Origin of the sequence: Microbispora sp. KK1-11 (genome assembly GCF_006874435.1) — a bacterium.
In the GTDB taxonomy this organism is placed as follows: domain Bacteria; phylum Actinomycetota; class Actinomycetes; order Streptosporangiales; family Streptosporangiaceae; genus Microbispora; species Microbispora catharanthi.
The window spans coordinates 31,257-47,187 of record NZ_VIRJ01000043.1 but is presented as its reverse complement, the minus strand read 5'-3'; the positions used below and the strand labels follow the sequence as shown (position 1 = coordinate 47,187).

The window sequence follows — 15,931 nt, the reverse complement described above, 5'->3', positions numbered from 1 at the left end:
GGTGTTGCCCGCCCTCGTCGTACTCGGGGAGCCTCCCTCCTGTGGAACGAGTGATTCTGGCCGGGGCGGACGGCGCCCCTGCCTTCAGTTATGTCGAGGACGAGCGATACGGGCTGCCGTGCGCCGACCTGGTCGAGGTCATGGGCCCGGGCGCGGTCGACGCGATCATGGCGAAGCTGCCGGGCTGGGCGGTGGCGGGGCCGGTGGACCTGGGCGAGGCGCTGGTCGCGCGTGGCGCCCGTGTGATGCGGCACGCCCACGAGATGACCGGTGAGCTGCGTACGGCGCCGCCTGCCGAGGCCGGGGCGCCCGAGGGCTTCCGGTTCGTGCCCTGCGACCGGTCTCCCGAGGAGGTGTTCGCGGCGTGGCGGGCGGCCTATCCGGCGGGCCACCCCGACCATCGGAACGTGGACGACGCCGCCGCGCTGCGCGACCTCCTCACCCCGTTGCTGGCGGGGAAGGTGACCGGCGAGATCCTGCCCTGCAGCGTGCTCGCCGTGGACCGGGACGACGTGGTGGCCGGCGGCGTGGTGGTCACCCTCTTCCACGGCCGGCCCTGGGTGGTCGAGGTCTTCCGTCACCCCGCCCGCACGCCCCCCGGCCTCGGCGCGCGCATGCTGGCCGCCGTACGGGACAGGGCGGCGGCAGACGGATGGGAGCGGCTGGGCCTGGTCGTGTCCGAGAGCAACCCGGCCAGACGCGTGTACGAGCGACTCGGCTTCACCCTGGTCGGCAGCTCGATGACCGTCGTCATCCCGAGCTGATCGACGTGGCGAACTCCTTCACCTCCCGCTCGTAACGGCCGGGGTCCGCGTTCCAGGAGCCCGTGTGCCCGCCTCCGCTCGTCCGCACGAGCCTGACGATGTCGGGGCGGGCCTCGGCGAACCGCAGCGCCGGGCCGATCGGCACGGTCGCGTCGTCGTCGTCCACGAAGACCAGGGTGGGGATCCTGAACTCGCGGGCGTGCCGCAGGTGGTCGATGTCGTCGAAGGACACGCCGGTGCGCCGCTCGATGACCCATTCGCCCACCGACACGAGGAAGCCGGGCACGCCCATCTGCTCGGCCCCGAGGGCGATCGGCGCCCGCCAGTCGATGACCGGGCTGTCGAGGATCATGGCCTTGATCGGCTCGCCGGGCAGGTTGCGTACGGCCATCGGCACGATGCCCCCGCCCATCGACCAGCCGTAGAGGACGATCCCGGTCGCGCCCCGGCTCTTGGCGTACGTGATGGCCGCCGCCACGTCCCGCCACTCCGTGGCGCCGAGGTGGAACTTGCCGTCAGGGCTCGCCGGGGCGTCCTCGTCGTTGCGGTAGGTGATGCCGAGCACCGGCATCCCCAGGCTGTGGAAAACCGGCAGCACGCGCAGGGCCTCCGCCGGGCCGCCGTTGCGGCCGTGTACGGCGATCACCCAGGTCGTCGAGGTGCCCTCGGTCCGCCAGCCGGGGAAGTCGCCGAGCGGCGAGGGGATCTTCACGTCCGTGTACGGCACGCCGGCGGCGGCCGGGGTCGCGTGGCCCCACAGCCAGCGGTCGAGGTAGGCGTGCACTCCTGGCCGCAGCTCGCCGTGGACGACCTCGGTGACCTTCCTGGTCACCGTGCCGGCCCCGGTCGCGATCACCTGGCCCACCAGTGCGTTGCCGTCCGCCCAGGTCAGGCCGTACGTGCCGGGGGCGTCCGTGTCGGCGCCGCCCTTGATCGTGACCCGGTCGCCGCTGACGGCCGTCACCTCCAGGGGATAGCCGGAGGTGTGGACGGGGTCGATGACCAGACCGGAGTAGTACCAGCCCGCGCCGCCGACGGCGGCCACCGCGAGCACCACGACGACGACGAGCGTCCACAGCAGGCGGCGCCGCCATCGTGTCGTCCTGCGCATGGCCCAGAATCTACTGGGCCTTTTGCAGTTGGTTAAGTGCGGATGAGGCCTTTCGTACGCATGAGGAACTCACCGAGGTAGGCGTCGTGCGGAACCCACGGCGGCATCAGATAGGTGGGGGTGTCCCCCAGGTAGACGTTCCTGATCGACGGGTCCTCCACCAGGTGGTCGACCAGCCCGGCGTCCTCGGTGATCGCGGTCAGCACGAGCGTGTTCCGCAGCGGCTCGATGCCGTCCGCCCCGCTCCAGGGCGCGAACCACACGCAGGGGAACGACAGCTCGATGCCCGTCTGGGGCGCGTCCGGCCGGTCCACCACGAAGACGGCCGGCCGCAGGACCCCGCTGCCGTCGCCCAGCTCGTCCACCACGCCGTCGCCGCCGAGCACCGGCGTCGCGCCGTTCACGTGGTCGAGCAGGTACTTCTCGATCGCGTGCGCGTCCGCGACCGGCTGGACGGGCAGCACCGCGCCGTCGTCCTCCGGCGGCAGGCTCGGGATCGCCGAGAGCCGTTCCGCGACGGCCTCGGCCACCGGTGCGGGATCGCCCTCCACGAAGACGGCGGTGGTGTTCACGCAGGCCGTCCCGCCGAAGGCGCTGACCGACTCCACGATCGTGTCCAGGTGGGACTCCCAGTCGGGCCCGGTGAGCAGGATCTTGGACCGTCCCGGGCCCTGCGGCAGCACCCTGACGTCGTTGCCGTACTTGTTCACGACCTCCTCGCCGCCGTACACCATGGCGAGGTCGGCGTCGCGGATGATGTCGTCGGCCACCGTGTAGTCGGTCGGCAGGAGCACCACCTGGTCGTCGCCGAACCCCGACTCCCGCAGCGCCGTGATCAGGCGGTGCGGGGTGAACGGCTCGCGCCGCGAGGGACGCACCGCGACCCGGTAGCCGAGCGCCAGGGCCTCCAGCCACAGCGTGTGCACGCCCGGGTGGTTGCCCGCGGCGTGGACGGCGAAGACGTCGCCGCGCCGCGTCCAGACCGCCTGGCCGTTGCGGGTGAGAGGGTCGCGCCAGTCGTCCACCGCGCCCTCGGGCCGGGCGTACCGGGTGGTGCGGTACGCCTCCGCGGCGCGCCGCCCGATGCCCGAGGTCGCCGAGCGGACCACGGTGATCGGCATCCCCGAGACGCGGCTGACGATGTGCTGGTACTCCTCCGCAGGAATGCCGTCCACCACGCCGGTCGCGAAGAGCCGCCCCGCGCGGGCGAGGGCCGCCGCCCGCTCGTCGGCCGGCAGGGTCCGCGCCTCGCGTAAGGCCGCCATCGTCCGCTGGACGAACAGCCGCGGCACCAGGCTCAGCTCGGCGACCGGCGTGCCGGTCAGCTCCGTGATCGTCGACCGGCTGCGGCTGTGGTAGGGACCGCCCGCGCCCAGCGCGTCGAGCCGGATCAGCTCGTCCATCAGTACACCCCCTCGATGACCGTCTCGTTCTCGAAGGTGGGGAGCGGGCCGACGTCGGCGACGGAGTCGCCCATCTGCCCCGGCGGCGGCGCCACACGGGTCGCCAGGTCGCGTTCGAGATTGTTGGGCAGCAGGAAGCTCTTGCTGACGTGGTGCATCACCACCTGGCCGCGGTCGCCGTACCGGACGGCCTCCCCGGTCTCCTGGTCCACCACCGAGAACGTGATGTAGGGCGAGAACGAGTCGAAGACGACGAGGTCCTCCTCCGGCGGCGCGACGCGCTCGGCCAGCCCGCCGAGGATCATCGTGCTGCCGTACGTGCCGTACAGCCTGACGTTCGGGAAGACCTCGGTGCGGAGCAGATAGCGGGTGTCGGGGTCCATGTGCGCGCCGCCCCAGCTGATCGCGGCGACCTTCTCGTTGATCAGGCCGACGAGCGCGCTCCTGCGGGCGAGCCGGGTCAGCAGCGGCGGCGTGGTCACCAGGACCCGCACGTCCTGGGTCTCCAGGATGTAGGTGCTCTGGTCGATCAGGTGCTCGGCGTACCGCTCGGCCTCGTCGGCGCGGCCCTCGGCGATGCACCTCTTGACCCACCGGGGGTCCATGTCGACCGTGAACCGGATGCCGCCCCGCCGCGCGGCCTGCCAGCGGACCAGCTCGCCGAAGACGTGCGGCCCGGTCGGCCCGAGCGACAGCCAGTGGCCGCTCTCGGGATAGCCCCTCGCCCGCAGGTCCTGCTCGGTCCGGTGCATCAGCCGTTCCACCCAGTCCCGCAGCAGCACGACGCGCTTGGGCGGCCCGGTGGTGCCGCCGCTCTCGTACACGCCGATCACGTCCGCGTCCGCGCCGTACCCCCGGGGGATCAGGTCCTCCACCCGGACGTCGCGCAGCTCGTTGGCCACGTTGGGGAACCGGCGCAGGTCCTCGAAGGTGCGCACGTCCTCACGCGGGTCGAAGCCGAGCGTCTTCGCCCGGTCCAGCCAGAACGGCGAGCCGGTCTCGGGGCTGAAGTGCCACCGCATGGCGGCCTCGATGAACTCCGGGCCCTCCGGGACCTGGTCGAGCGGGCAGTCGAGGATCGGATCTGTTGACATATCCGGCCCCTTTGACTCGGAAATCCCCTGAAAAGCCAGGCTATTTCCGGGTGATTCGCCGCCAGGTCAAGAAATTCCGGGACTGTGGAAAAGATCGGACACCAGATCCCAGGGCCCGTTCTCAGGGCCCGTTCTCAGGGGCGGGGGGAGGTGCGCTGCCAGAGCCGGCCCTGGCCTTTCCCCGTCGCGGCCCGGCAGCGGGGACACACCCTCCGCACCTCGTCGGCCGCCCCGCCCGACTCGGGGAACGCGTCCGGCCAGGGGACGTGGTGGAACCGGTACAGCCGCGACCGGCTGAGCGCGAGCCCGCACACGGTCTGATTGGTGCCGGGCCACCAGGCGTGTGCCTCGCCCGCGGGCTTGCGTACGCCGTCCTCGTCCCGCCACTCGCCCGACGCGGCCACCGAAGGCTCCCCACGCGGCATCGCCCGCCTCCTCACGTCTCCGCCGCATGGTTCCCGTACGAGGCGGGGCGAACCGTCAGCAGGGCACTTTGACGTGGGAGGGGTGGGGTGCGAGGGAGGGCAGGTCCTGCGCCACGTCCACCCCGACCACGGCGCTGGAGTCGATCACCGCCCCCTTCGGCGTACGCGTCGTCACCTTCCTCGGCTTCCTGTCCCGTTCGAGATCCCGGCGCAGCGTCTCGGCGTCCATGCCTGTGGACACCCCGTCCCGGACGATGCGGTCGATGTCCGCGTCGGTCAGCGGCGGAGGTGTGAACGTTCTCGACCTGTCGCGGGTCGCCACCGTGCGCTCGCCGAGGTATCGGTAGGTGCTCTTGTCGAAGATGAGCTCGGTCTGGGTGAAGTCCTCCTCCATGGTGACCCCTATGCCGTGCCGGCCCGCCGCGTCCACGGCGTCCGGCACCATGGTGACTCCGTCGATTCCGGCGGCGATCCGGAACAGCGCCGCCGTGAGAGCCGGACGGAAGGCGCTTTCGCGGACGAACGTGCCGACGGCCCCCCAGAACCGCAGGTGCTCCGGCACGGCCGTGGCCTTGGCCGCCTCGGTCTCGATCCGCCGCCGCAGCCAAGCCTCGTCGAGGGGCCAGGTGGCCATCAGGGAGGCGGTGACGGCGTCGGCCGACGGGCAGGCAGGGGTCTCGGTCAATGTGTCCTCGGGCTCCTTCTGGAGCTGTGGCCGCGGGCTGGGCAGTGCGATGCCCGGAGCCGGAGCCGCGCTGATCTGCCGTTCGCGCCTGAGCCAGGGGCCGGTGCCGCCGGCCGGGATCCACCGCTCCTCGATCCCGGTGACCTGCATCCCGGCATCGTCAACGTTCATATAGCCCATCGTGCGCATCGTGAGGTGGACGTACTGACCGGACCGAGGCCGTAGCTCCGGCTCGGCCGCGGCGGTCCGTGCGGCGCGCTCCAGGAGCTCACGCGCGTTCGCCGGAGGCGCGGCCGGCAGCCCGGCGACGCCGCGGGAATCGGATCCGTCCGGCCGGATCTCGGCCACGAGCACTCCCGCGGTGAGCGCGGCGGCCACGCCGCCCGCGAGCGCGATCCTCAGCCCTGTCCGGGGGACTCGCAGCGTCCAGGCCCGTGATCGCGGCGTGCGAGCCGCGGCCAGCAGCGCGTCGCGCGCGTCGCGCAGGTCCTCGTCCGACCCGTCGGGCACCTCGGCCCACAGTCGTCTGACAGTGGTGATCTCATCCATCGTGGTCCTTCTTGATCGTCAATTCCTCGCGGATCTTCCTGCGTGCTCTGTTGAGTCGTGAGCGGACGGTGCCGAGGGGGATGCCGAGCGCCCGCGACACCTCCTCGTAGGTCAGGTCGGCCCAGGCGACGAGCAGCAGCACGTGGCGGTCGCCCGGTTTGAGTGCGGCGAGCGCGGCCGCGAGCGGCCGGTTCACCGCCAGCGTCGTCACTTCGTCCTCCACCAGGCCGCCGGACACGTCGGCGGGATGGACGCCGCTGCGGACGTACGCCCGGTAGACGGTGATCTCGCTGCGCCGGCGCTTGCCGATGACGTTGGAGGCGATGCCGTACAGCCAGGGACGGGCGTCGGCGTGCCGGACGTCGTAGCGATGCCGGCTCTGGAACGCGGCGAGGAACGTCTCGGACACCACGTCCTCGGCGTGGTCCGGCCCCAGGCGCCGGGTGGCGTACCGGTGCAGGGAGGGCGCGTGCCGGTCGAAGAGCACGGCGAAGACCTCGGGCTCCCCCAACGACCGCTGGATCAGCGTCGTGTCTGCGGCGTCAACGGCCGTGGCGGATTCCGGCATGAATGGTGGGCCCCTTCATCAGTCGCCTCTCGCGACGGCGGGTACGGTCGCCCGTTATTACCGGCCGCCTCCGGAATGGTTCACGACGCCGGTGTGCCGGACCCGCAAACCGCCCTGACGACGGAAAAATGGCGTGCCCGGTGTGGTGAGCGGCAGGTAGCCTCTCCGGGAAATCTGGGAGGGGCGTCGAAGTGGGTCATGTCGAGATCGGGCATCTGACGCATGTGCTGCCGGACGGCAGGATGCTCCTGAACGACGTCTCGTTCCGGGTGGGGGAGGGCGTCAAGGCGGCCCTGGTCGGCCCGAACGGCGCGGGCAAGACCACCCTGCTCCGGATGATCGCCGGCGATCTCCAGCCGGTCGAGGGCACGGTGGCCCATTCGGGCGGTCTCGGCGTGATGCGGCAGTTCGTCGGCAACATCCGGGATGGCCGTACGGTCCAGGACCTGCTGCTCAGCGTCGCGCCGCAACGGGTCAGGACGGCGGCGGAACGGTTGGACGCCGCCGAGCTGGCGATGATGGAGCGCGACGACGAGAAGACCCAGATGCGGTACGCCCAGGCGATCACCGACTACACCGACGCCGGGGGCTACGACATCGAGGTGCTCTGGGACGCCTGCTCGATGGCGGCCCTCGGCACGCCGTACGACAGGGTGAAGTATCGCGAGGTCGCCACGCTGTCCGGCGGCGAGCAGAAGAGGCTGGTGCTTGAGGCCCTGCTGCGCGGGCCCGACCAGGTGCTGCTGCTCGACGAGCCCGACAACTACCTCGACGTGCCGGGCAAGGTGTGGCTGGAGACGGCGCTGCGCGAGACGCCCAAGACCGTGCTGCTGGTCTCCCACGACCGGCAGCTGCTCGCCAACGCCGCCGACCGGATCGTCACGGTCGAGTCCGGCAACGTCTGGATCCACGGCGGCGGCTTCGCGACGTACGCCGAGGCGCGGCGGGAGCGCAACGAGCGGCTCGACGAGCTGCGCAGGCGCTGGGACGAGGAGCACGCCAAGCTCAAGCGCCTGGTGGTCATGCTCAAACAGAAGGCCACCTACAACGACGGCATGGCCCCGGCCTACCACGCGGCCCAGACCCGGCTGCGCCGGTTCGAGGAGGCAGGGCCGCCGGAGCTCGCGCCGAAGGATCAGGTCATCAGCATGCGGCTGCGCGGCGGACGCACCGGCAAGCGTGCGGTGATGTGTGAGGGCCTGGAGCTGACCGGCCTCATGAAGCCCTTCGACCTGGAGGTCTGGTACGGCGAGCGGGTCGCCGTGCTCGGCTCGAACGGCTCGGGCAAGTCGCACTTCCTTCGACTCCTGGCGGGAGAGGACGTGCGTCATTCGGGCACGATGCGGCTCGGCGCGCGGGTCGTCCCCGGGCACTTCGCCCAGACCCACGCCCGGCCAGAACTGCTCGGCCGTACGCCCTGCGAGATCGTCATGACCGAGCACGCCCGGCTGAAGAACGAGGCGATGAAGGCCCTGGCCCGCTACGAACTCGCGGGCCGGGTCGCCGAGCAGCGGTTCGAGACGCTGTCGGGCGGCCAGCAGGCCCGCCTGCAGATCCTGCTGCTCGAACTGTCGGGCGCCACGCTGCTGCTGCTCGACGAGCCGACCGACAACCTCGACCTGGCCAGCGCCGAGGCCCTGCAGCAGGGGCTGGACGCCTTCGACGGCACGGTGCTGGCGGTGACGCACGACCGATGGTTCGCGGCCGACTTCGACCGCTACCTGGTCTTCGGCTCCGACGGGCGGGTGTACGAGTCGCCCGATCCGGTCTGGGACGAGACACGCGTGGTCCGCCCCCGATAGACCGCCGGTAAAGATACCGGCGGGAGCGCGCGTGTCCCGGAGGCGGCGTCCCATTCAGCGGTTATGACGGCTAAGTGACGCGACGTTGCCACATGACCGTCGCACTCGCCCTCGCCGCACTGGCGATGGCGTCGTGCGCGAGGGAAGACAAGCAGGAGGGCCCGCAACCGCTGGCCCTCAAGGAGCAGGTGTCCTCGATCGTGCGCTCGGGGGCCGGATACGCGGTGACCTGGGCGGGGGTGCTGAGCAACCCCAACCGCTGGCACTTCGGGGAGAACGCCGTCGCCGTGATCACGGCCGTGGACGCCGCAGGCAAGGAGGTCGTCCACCAGGAGCAGCCGCTGGACGCCGTGCCGCCCGGCCGCCCGCTGGCCTTCAGCGGGCAGGTCGCGAGCCGCGCCCAGCCGGTGCGCGTGAAGATCGACTATCGCCCCGCCTCGTGGCGGTCCATCCCGCGGGTCCCGTCGGCGTTCCTCAAGTTCCCGATCTCGGACGTCCGCACAGACAAGCTGACGAACGGGTCCTACCTCGTCACCGGCTACGTGCTCGACCCGTTCCGCAAGCCCGCCGGCGGGCTCGCCGTCACGGCTCTGCTGCGTGACGCCGCGGGCAGGCTCGTCGGCGGGGCGACGTCGTACGTGGACGATGTACGGCCGGGGGCCAAGCGCAGGTTCGTCATCACCGTCGAGGGCGTGCGCGGGCCGGTCGGTGCGACCGACGTGCAGGCCACGACCTGGGGCTCGACCGCCAAGACGTACGAGGATCTGGCCCAGGCCGGAGCCGTTCCGCTGCACACGGTCGCGCCGACGACGGAGCCGTTCGCCAAGGACCGCGGATATCCGCCGCCCAACGACCGGCGCCAGTGAGCGGCCCACTGCCGATCTTGACAGGACAGGCGGGTTACCGTAGCGGGATGGCCATCCCCAGGATCGTGCTGTTCGGAGCCACCGGCTTCACCGGCAGGCTCACCGCCGAGGCGCTCGCCGCACGCGGGGCCCGGCCGCTGCTGGCAGGGCGGGACCAGACGAGGCTCACCGCCCTCGCCGACGCGTTGGGCGGCGACCTGCCCACCGCGGTCGCCGACGTCGGCCGCCCCGAGTCCGTACGCAGGATCGTCGCGCCGGGTGACGTGCTGATCTCGACCGTCGGCCCGTTCGTCCGGTGGGGAGAGGCCGCGGTCGCCGCCGCGACCGAGGCGGGCGCGGTCTACTTCGACACCACCGGAGAGCCGACGTTCATCAAGCGGATCTTCCAGCGGTACGGCCCCGCCGCGGCGGCCCGGGGCGCGGCCCTGATGACCGCCTTCGGGTACGACTACGTGCCCGGCAACCTCGCCGCGGCCCTGGCCCTGCACAAGGCCGGGTCGGGGGCCGTCCGCGTGGACGTCGGCTACTTCGTGGAGGGAGGCATGGCGCGTCGCGCGAGCGCCGGGACCCGCGCGTCGGCGCTGGGAATGGTCCTCGAACCGATGTACGGCTTCCGCGAGGGCCGCATCGTCCCCGAGCACGGCCGCACCCGCAAGTTCCTCGTGGACGGCCGCGTGCGGCACGGCCTGTCCATCGGCGCCTCCGAGCACTTCACGCTGCCGCCCGCGCATCCCGGCCTGCGCGAGGTGAACGTCTACCTCGGCTGGCTGGGCGGGCTGACCAGGGTCGCGGGCGTGCTGGCCAAGGCGACCCCCGCCATCGCCGCGCTGCCGGGCATCCGGCGGGCGACCGAGGCGCTGGCCGACCGGGTGCTCCGTACGGGCGGGGGCGGCGGGCCGGTCGGGGCGGGCGTGTCGTCGAGCATCGTCGCCGAGGCGTACGACGCGGGAGGCCGCCGCCTGGCCGCCGTCCACCTGACCGGAGGCGACCCGTACGAGTTCACTGCCGGCGTGCTGGCCTGGGCGGCGACGACGGCACTGGCCGAGGGTGTGCACGGCACCGGTGCCCTCGGACCCGTGGACGCCTTCGGCCTCGACGCGCTCACCCGGGGCTGCGCCGAGGTGGGGATGGCCGTAAAGGAGTGACAGGCGTCCGTACGGCGTCTCGCACGGCGTCCGCTGGGCCGGATTTTTCGCGATTAGTCGCCAGATAATGTGGCGAATTCCGGCAAATTAACGGGATGGTGGAGGTAAAAACCGACGATGTAGGTACGTGACTTCACCTGAATGGGTGGAGCGGGGAGTTACTGAGCATTTACTCTCAGTTATATGAATGATGGCGTCCTGGTCGAGGCATTGCGGGCCCGGGATCCGGGAGCGCTGGCCGCCCTTTATGACACATATGCGGGCAATCTCTACCGATACTGCCGCACGTTGCTGGCCGGGCCCGACGCCGCCCAGGTCGCGCTGCGCGACACGCTGATCGCCGCGGAGGCCCTCGTCGGCTCGCTGGCCGACCCGGACAGGTTCCGTCCCTGGCTGTACGCCCTGGCCCGTGGCGAGTGCATGCGCCGCCGCACGCCGGAAGAGGAGGACGGGCCGGAGACGGGGCCGGTCCCCGTCGCGACCGTGCCCTTCCCCGGCGTCACGGCCGAAGGCGCCGAGGCCGACCTGCGCCTCGTCGCGAGCAGCGCGGTGGGGGCGCTGTCGGTCGAGGACCGGGAGGTGCTCGAACTGGCGGCCCGGCACGGGATGATCGGCCAGGACCTGGCCGGGGTGCTCGGCGCGGGCGAGCGGTACGCCGAGGCGCTCCTCGACGCGGCCACGGAACGGCTGCGTGAGACGGTGACCATCGAGATCCTGGCGAGGCGTGCCACCCACGACTGCGCGCGGGCGTCCGCCATCCTCGAGGGGTTCACGGGTGAGCTCACCCCGCAGGCGCGGGCCCAGCTCACCCGGCACCTCGCGCGGTGCGAGATCTGCGCGCGCCAGCGCGTCAGGCAGATCTCCCCGGCCAAGGTGTTCGGCCTGCTCCCTCAGATCGCCCTGCCGGAGACGCTGCGGGTGCGGGTGCTCAGCAGCTTCATCGACCCCGAGCTCGTCCCCTACCGGCGGTATGTCGCCAAGCGTGTCGGCGGGCTCAACGCCGCGGGCTTCCCGAGGGCCGGTCGCCGCGAGGGCAGGCTGGCGCAGGCGGTGGCGGGCGCCGTGGCCGCCCTGGCGGCGGTGGCGACGATCGCGCTCGTGTTCGCCCAGTTCGCCGGGGACCTGCGCGAGCGGGCCGCCGACACGATCGCCCCGCTCAGGCTCCCCACGGCGGAGGCTTCGGCCGGCCCGTCCGGCGGCACCGCCTCTCCCGAAGGGTCGCCGGACGAGGTCGACGGGGCCGGCGGGCGCTCGCCCGTGCCTCCGGTCTCCCGGGAGCTGGCCGAGCCGGTCGTGCCCGTGGTTTCCGCGAGGCCGGTCGCCCTGCCGCGTCCGGCGCCGCTGCCCGCACCCGTGCCGCCCTCCGCCAACCGGCCGCACCGTCCCACGCCGCACGGCAAGCCGTCCGGGCGCCCCACAGGGGCGTCGTCCTCGCAGGGGCCGGGCGCCTCGCCGTCCGGCCCGACGCCCTCACCCACCGTCACCGCCGGCACTTCGGGCACCCCGGACACTCCGGGCACCGAGCCGGGCGAGGAGCCCGCCCCCGGCGGCTCCGGCTCCGGCGGGCCGGGTTCCGGCTGGCCCGGTTCCGGTGGGCATGGTCCTGGGGGACACGGCCCGGGCTGGTCGCCCCGGGGCGGACCGCCTCCGGCGCACTGGCCGGGGCACCGTCCGCCCTGGCGTGACCACCAGCACCATCCCCGTCCCCACAGGGAGTGCCCGCCGACTCCCCCGCCCTCCCGTACGCCCTCGGGCGACCACGGCGGGCTTACGGCCCTACCGCCGGGGCGCGGCGGACACGGCGGCAGGCACGCGGCACAGGATGCCGGAGGCGGCGGAAGGGCACAGGGTGCCGGAGGCGGCGGAAGGATCCAGGACACCTCAGGCGGAAGGGCAGAGAGCGCCGGAGGCGGCGAGAAGGCAGAGAGCGCCGGAGGCGGCGAGAAGGCAGAGAGCGCCGGAGGCGGCGAGAGGGCAGAGAGCGCCGGAGGCGGCGGTCAGTCGCGGCACGCCCGCCCTGGCGGTCCCGGCCGGGACGGCTCGCGCCGCGACGGTCCGGGTCTCGGCCGCCCCGGCCGTCCCGATCGCCCCGGCCGGGACGGCTCCGGCTCGCTGCCGGGCGTACCCGGTGGAATCCGGGACGGCGGCTCCGACCGCGGAACGGAGCGTCGTGGCACTCCCGGCGGCCCCGCGACCGGAAGCTCCGGAGGGCCCGGAGGCGCTTTCCCTGTGTAAACGGGACGACCTACCACATAGGTTGATTACTGGACGTAGCTTAGATGTGTACGGAGAGTAGTCGCCGGGAAGTGAGGGGAGTGGAGCAGGGAAGGGGAAGGAATTGCCACTCCTCAGAGCATCGGGGCTGGTCGCCGGGCTCGGGTCAAGTCTCGTCCTGACCTTCGGAGCCCCGGCGGGAGCCGATCCGAAACCGTCCGCGAAGGACGTCGCCAAGGCACGCCAGCAGGTGCAGGAGCGCGCACGGGAACTGGGCAAGGCCGAGGCCGACCTCGCGGTCGCGCAGGCTCGCCGAGAGGCGCTGGACACCGAGGCCGAGCGGCTCGTGGAGTCGTACAACGGGCAACTCGTCCAGCTTGAGCAGGCGCGTGCCGCCTACGAGCAGTCGGCCCGGCGGGTCCGCCAGGCGTCCGACCAGGTCGCCCGGCTGCGCGGCGAGGTGGCGGCGAGGGTGGCCGAGGGGTACGGCGGGGTGCGGCTGTCGCCGTCCGCCGCGGCCATGCTCGGCGGCATCGGCGACGTGCACGGTTTCCTGCGAAGAGCCAGCATGCTGACGCAACTCGGCGACGAACAGACCGCTTCACTGCAACGGCTGAAAGACGCGCAACAGGTCTTCGAGATCCTCCGAGAACAGGCGGCCCGTGCCTACTCCGACCAGTCGCGCAGCGCCGACGAGGTGCGACAGGCGAAGGACGCGGCACAGCGGGCCGTCGAGGAACAGCTCGAACAGACCAAACGGATCGAGCAGGAGAAAGCGGAGATCTCCAAACGGCTGGAGGCCGCCCGTGAACGCGTCGACGAGCTGAAACAGGCGAGGAGCAAGGCCAGGCAGGCGGCGCTCCCCGCGCGCAGAAGCCTCGCGGTGCCGGCCTGGACCGGGCGGCTCGGGTCGGGCCCCGGTGAGATGGCCGCCCAGTGGGCGCTCAAACAGATCGGCAAGCCGTACGTGTGGGCCGCCGCGGGCCCGTCGGGGTTCGACTGCTCCGGGCTGACGATGCGGGCCTGGCAACGGGCCGGGGTGTCACTCGATCACTGGACCGGCACGCAGTGGACGTCGGGACGGCATGTCCCGCTCAAGGAACTGCAGACCGGCGACCTCATCTTCTACGGCCGATTGAGCCGGAACCCCGGCGACATCCATCATGTGGGCATCTACATCGGGCGCGGCATGATGGTCCACGCCCCCCAGACGGGGGACGTGGTGCGCATCTCGCCCATCTGGCGCCACGATCTGGTCGGCGCCACCCGGCCCGGCTAGGCCCCTGACTCAGTGCTCCTCGTCGTGGTGCTCGGTCTCCTTGAAGCGCTCGATGCTGGCGACGATCTCGGCCTCGGCCTCGACACGGCCGACCCAGTTGGCGCCCTCGACCGACTTACCGGGCTCCAGGTCCTTGTAGACCTCGAAGAAGTGCTGGATCTCCAGCCGGTCGAACTCGGCGACGTGGTGGATGTCGCGGATGTGCTCCATCCGCGGATCGGTCGCCGGAACGCACAGGACCTTGTCGTCGCCGCCCTTCTCGTCGGTCATCCGGAACATCCCGACGGCTCGGCAGCGGATCAGGCAACCGGGAAAGGTCGGCTCCTGGAGCAGGACGAGCGCGTCCAGCGGGTCTCCGTCCTCGCCGAGAGTGTTCTCGATGAACCCGTAGTCGGCGGGGTACTGGGTAGACGTGAAAAGCAGGCGGTCCAGACGTATGCGGCCGGTCTTGTGGTCAACCTCGTACTTGTTCCGTTGTCCCTTGGGGATCTCAACGACAACGTCGAACTCCACTCGTTCCTCCGCATGAGTCCCCGGTCTCCCGGGCTGGCGTTAATGTCTCGTAGGCGTGGTCAAGGTCGGCGCGAAATGAGGGCGTAGTGGTGCGACGTGAGCGCTGGATGGTGGTGGCCACCCTCGCCCTGCTGCAGATCTTCGTCGTCCTCGCGGGCACTTATCTGATCACCCATGACGCCGACAGGACCCCGGCTCCGGTCGCGTCCCCGAAGCCGACCCCGATCCCCCTGGTGACCGCGGGTCCGGTTCTGGCCGCGGTGGGGGACGGGGCTCTCCCCGCCAAGGGTACTTTGACCACCCGGCTCACCGCTGCGATGGGTGACCCCGCCCTCGGTGGCAGCGTGGCCGGGATCGTGCTCGACGTCACGACGGGAACGCCGATTTTCGACGGCCGCTCGGGCACCGCCATCACCCCGGCCTCGACCACCAAGCTCGTCACCGCGCTGACGGTGCTGGCCACGGTGGGGCCGGACGCCCGCCTGGCCACCCGGGTCGTGCGGGGGGCCTCCGCCAAATCGATCGTCCTGGTCGGCGGCGGCGACCCGACCCTGGCCGGCCCGCGGACGAGCGCCGCCGAGCAGGAGGAGATCTACCCGCGGCCGGCGTCGCTCGCCAGGCTCGCCTCGACTACGGCCAAGGCGCTCAAGGCGGCGAAGCTCACCTCGGTGGACCTGTCGTACGACAGCTCCCTGTTCAGCGGGCCGCGGACGGCTCCGGGCTGGAAGCCCACGTACATCCCGGAGGGCAGCGTCGCCCCGGTGGCCGCGCTCATGATGGACGAGGGCCGGGCGGCCAACGGCGCCCGCTACCCGGATCCGGCGCAGGCCACCGCCGACGCGTTCGCCACGCTGCTCAGGAAGAACGGCATCACGGTGGGCAAGGGCGTCGACTCGGCGAAGGCGGCGCCCACCGCGCAGGAGCTGGCCCGGGTGGAGTCCGGCCCGATCTACGCGCTCGTCGAGCGGATGCTCACCCACAGTGACAACGACCTCGCCGAGGCGCTCGCCCGCCAGTCCGCCATCAAGGAGGGCCTGCCGCACACCTTCCAGGGCGTGCCCACGGCGGTCGGGCGCGTGCTCACCCGCCTCGGCGTGGGCGGCGGGGTGGAGGTCCACGACGGCAGCGGGCTGTCCACCAAGAACAGAATCACGCCGACGGCCCTCGCCCACATCCTGGCCGTGGCGGCGTCCCCCGCCCATCCGGAGCTGCACTCGCTGATCAGCGGCCTGCCGGTCGCGCATTTCACCGGGACTCTCCACAATCGATACGAGAAGTCCGACTCGAAGGCTGGGGCCGGATTGGTACGCGCGAAGACGGGCACTTTGAACGGGGTGAACACCCTGGCGGGCATCTCGTACACATCCGAGGGCCGGTTGCTGACCTTCGCGTTCATGGCCGACCAAGTGGCCAACCCGCCGGAGGCGATCACCGCCCTCGACAAGATGGCCACGATCGTCTCCCAGAGCTAGTGATCCCCTCACGCCTGCATGCGCGGCGAGAAGTCGGAGAA

At 71.9% G+C, this 15,931-nt stretch carries 14 protein-coding genes; 7 read left to right on the top strand and 7 right to left on the bottom strand.

Going from position 1 to position 15,931, the window contains the following annotated elements; translation table 11 throughout:
* Nucleotides 1–41 precede the first annotated feature (41 nt).
* Nucleotides 42–764, top strand: a complete 723-nt coding sequence (locus FLW16_RS38975; RefSeq protein WP_221891498.1) for a GNAT family N-acetyltransferase — start codon at nt 42–44, stop codon at nt 762–764.
* Here FLW16_RS38975 and FLW16_RS38970 read toward each other — a convergent pair.
* The 6 genes from FLW16_RS38970 to FLW16_RS38945 all read right to left on the bottom strand — a co-directional run bounded on the left by FLW16_RS38970 (nt 751) and on the right by FLW16_RS38945 (nt 6,599).
* Nucleotides 751–1,875 carry a S9 family peptidase gene (locus tag FLW16_RS38970; protein ID WP_142566015.1) on the bottom strand — a complete coding sequence of 375 codons (1,125 nt, stop codon included), beginning with the start codon at nt 1,873–1,875 and terminating at the stop codon, nt 751–753. The two genes, FLW16_RS38975 and FLW16_RS38970, sit on opposite strands and share 14 nt — an antisense overlap.
* Before the next feature lie 32 nt (nt 1,876–1,907).
* Nucleotides 1,908–3,278, bottom strand: a complete 1,371-nt coding sequence (locus tag FLW16_RS38965; RefSeq protein ID WP_142566014.1) for an aldehyde dehydrogenase family protein — start codon at nt 3,276–3,278, stop codon at nt 1,908–1,910.
* The gene (locus FLW16_RS38960; RefSeq protein WP_142566013.1) at nt 3,278–4,372 is read right to left on the bottom strand and encodes an AMP-binding protein; all 1,095 of its coding nucleotides are present in this window, start codon (nt 4,370–4,372) and stop codon (nt 3,278–3,280) included. The genes FLW16_RS38965 and FLW16_RS38960 overlap by 1 nt, the downstream gene beginning before the upstream one ends.
* A 134-nt stretch (nt 4,373–4,506) precedes the next feature.
* Entirely contained in the window at nt 4,507–4,797 is a 291-nt protein-coding gene (locus tag FLW16_RS38955; RefSeq protein ID WP_142566012.1) for a hypothetical protein, read from the bottom strand.
* 55 nt (nt 4,798–4,852) lie between these two features.
* Nucleotides 4,853–6,031 (bottom strand): CU044_5270 family protein, encoded by a 1,179-nt coding sequence (locus FLW16_RS38950; RefSeq protein WP_142566011.1) that lies wholly within the window; start codon nt 6,029–6,031, stop codon nt 4,853–4,855.
* Nucleotides 6,024–6,599 (bottom strand): RNA polymerase sigma factor, encoded by a 576-nt coding sequence (locus FLW16_RS38945; protein ID WP_142566010.1) that lies wholly within the window; start codon nt 6,597–6,599, stop codon nt 6,024–6,026. The genes FLW16_RS38950 and FLW16_RS38945 overlap by 8 nt, the downstream gene beginning before the upstream one ends.
* A 191-nt stretch (nt 6,600–6,790) precedes the next feature.
* Between FLW16_RS38945 and FLW16_RS38940 the strand changes: the two genes are divergently transcribed.
* The 5 genes from FLW16_RS38940 to FLW16_RS38920 all read left to right on the top strand — a co-directional run bounded on the left by FLW16_RS38940 (nt 6,791) and on the right by FLW16_RS38920 (nt 13,905).
* Nucleotides 6,791–8,401 carry an ABC-F family ATP-binding cassette domain-containing protein gene (locus FLW16_RS38940; protein ID WP_142566009.1) on the top strand — a complete coding sequence of 537 codons (1,611 nt, stop codon included), beginning with the start codon at nt 6,791–6,793 and terminating at the stop codon, nt 8,399–8,401.
* 92 nt (nt 8,402–8,493) lie between these two features.
* Nucleotides 8,494–9,267 (top strand): FxLYD domain-containing protein, encoded by a 774-nt coding sequence (locus FLW16_RS38935; RefSeq protein ID WP_142566008.1) that lies wholly within the window; start codon nt 8,494–8,496, stop codon nt 9,265–9,267.
* 47 nt (nt 9,268–9,314) lie between these two features.
* Nucleotides 9,315–10,412: a saccharopine dehydrogenase gene (locus FLW16_RS38930; RefSeq protein WP_221891497.1), complete on the top strand. Its 1,098-nt coding sequence runs from the start codon at nt 9,315–9,317 to the stop codon at nt 10,410–10,412.
* Nucleotides 10,413–10,595: 183 nt separating this feature from the next.
* On the top strand, nt 10,596–12,647 hold the full coding sequence (locus tag FLW16_RS38925) for a hypothetical protein (RefSeq protein WP_142566007.1): 2,052 nt from the start codon (nt 10,596–10,598) through the stop codon (nt 12,645–12,647).
* Between the two features lie 103 nt (nt 12,648–12,750).
* Nucleotides 12,751–13,905 (top strand): C40 family peptidase, encoded by a 1,155-nt coding sequence (locus FLW16_RS38920; RefSeq protein ID WP_221891496.1) that lies wholly within the window; start codon nt 12,751–12,753, stop codon nt 13,903–13,905.
* A 9-nt stretch (nt 13,906–13,914) separates the two neighbouring features.
* Here FLW16_RS38920 and FLW16_RS38915 read toward each other — a convergent pair whose 3' ends face one another.
* Nucleotides 13,915–14,418 carry an inorganic diphosphatase gene (locus FLW16_RS38915; protein ID WP_142566006.1) on the bottom strand — a complete coding sequence of 168 codons (504 nt, stop codon included), beginning with the start codon at nt 14,416–14,418 and terminating at the stop codon, nt 13,915–13,917.
* 86 nt (nt 14,419–14,504) lie between these two features.
* Between FLW16_RS38915 and dacB the strand changes: the two genes are divergently transcribed.
* Nucleotides 14,505–15,890, top strand: coding sequence for a D-alanyl-D-alanine carboxypeptidase/D-alanyl-D-alanine-endopeptidase (dacB, locus tag FLW16_RS38910; protein ID WP_260616082.1), 1,386 nt, complete (start codon nt 14,505–14,507; stop codon nt 15,888–15,890).
* Nucleotides 15,891–15,931 lie beyond the last annotated feature (41 nt).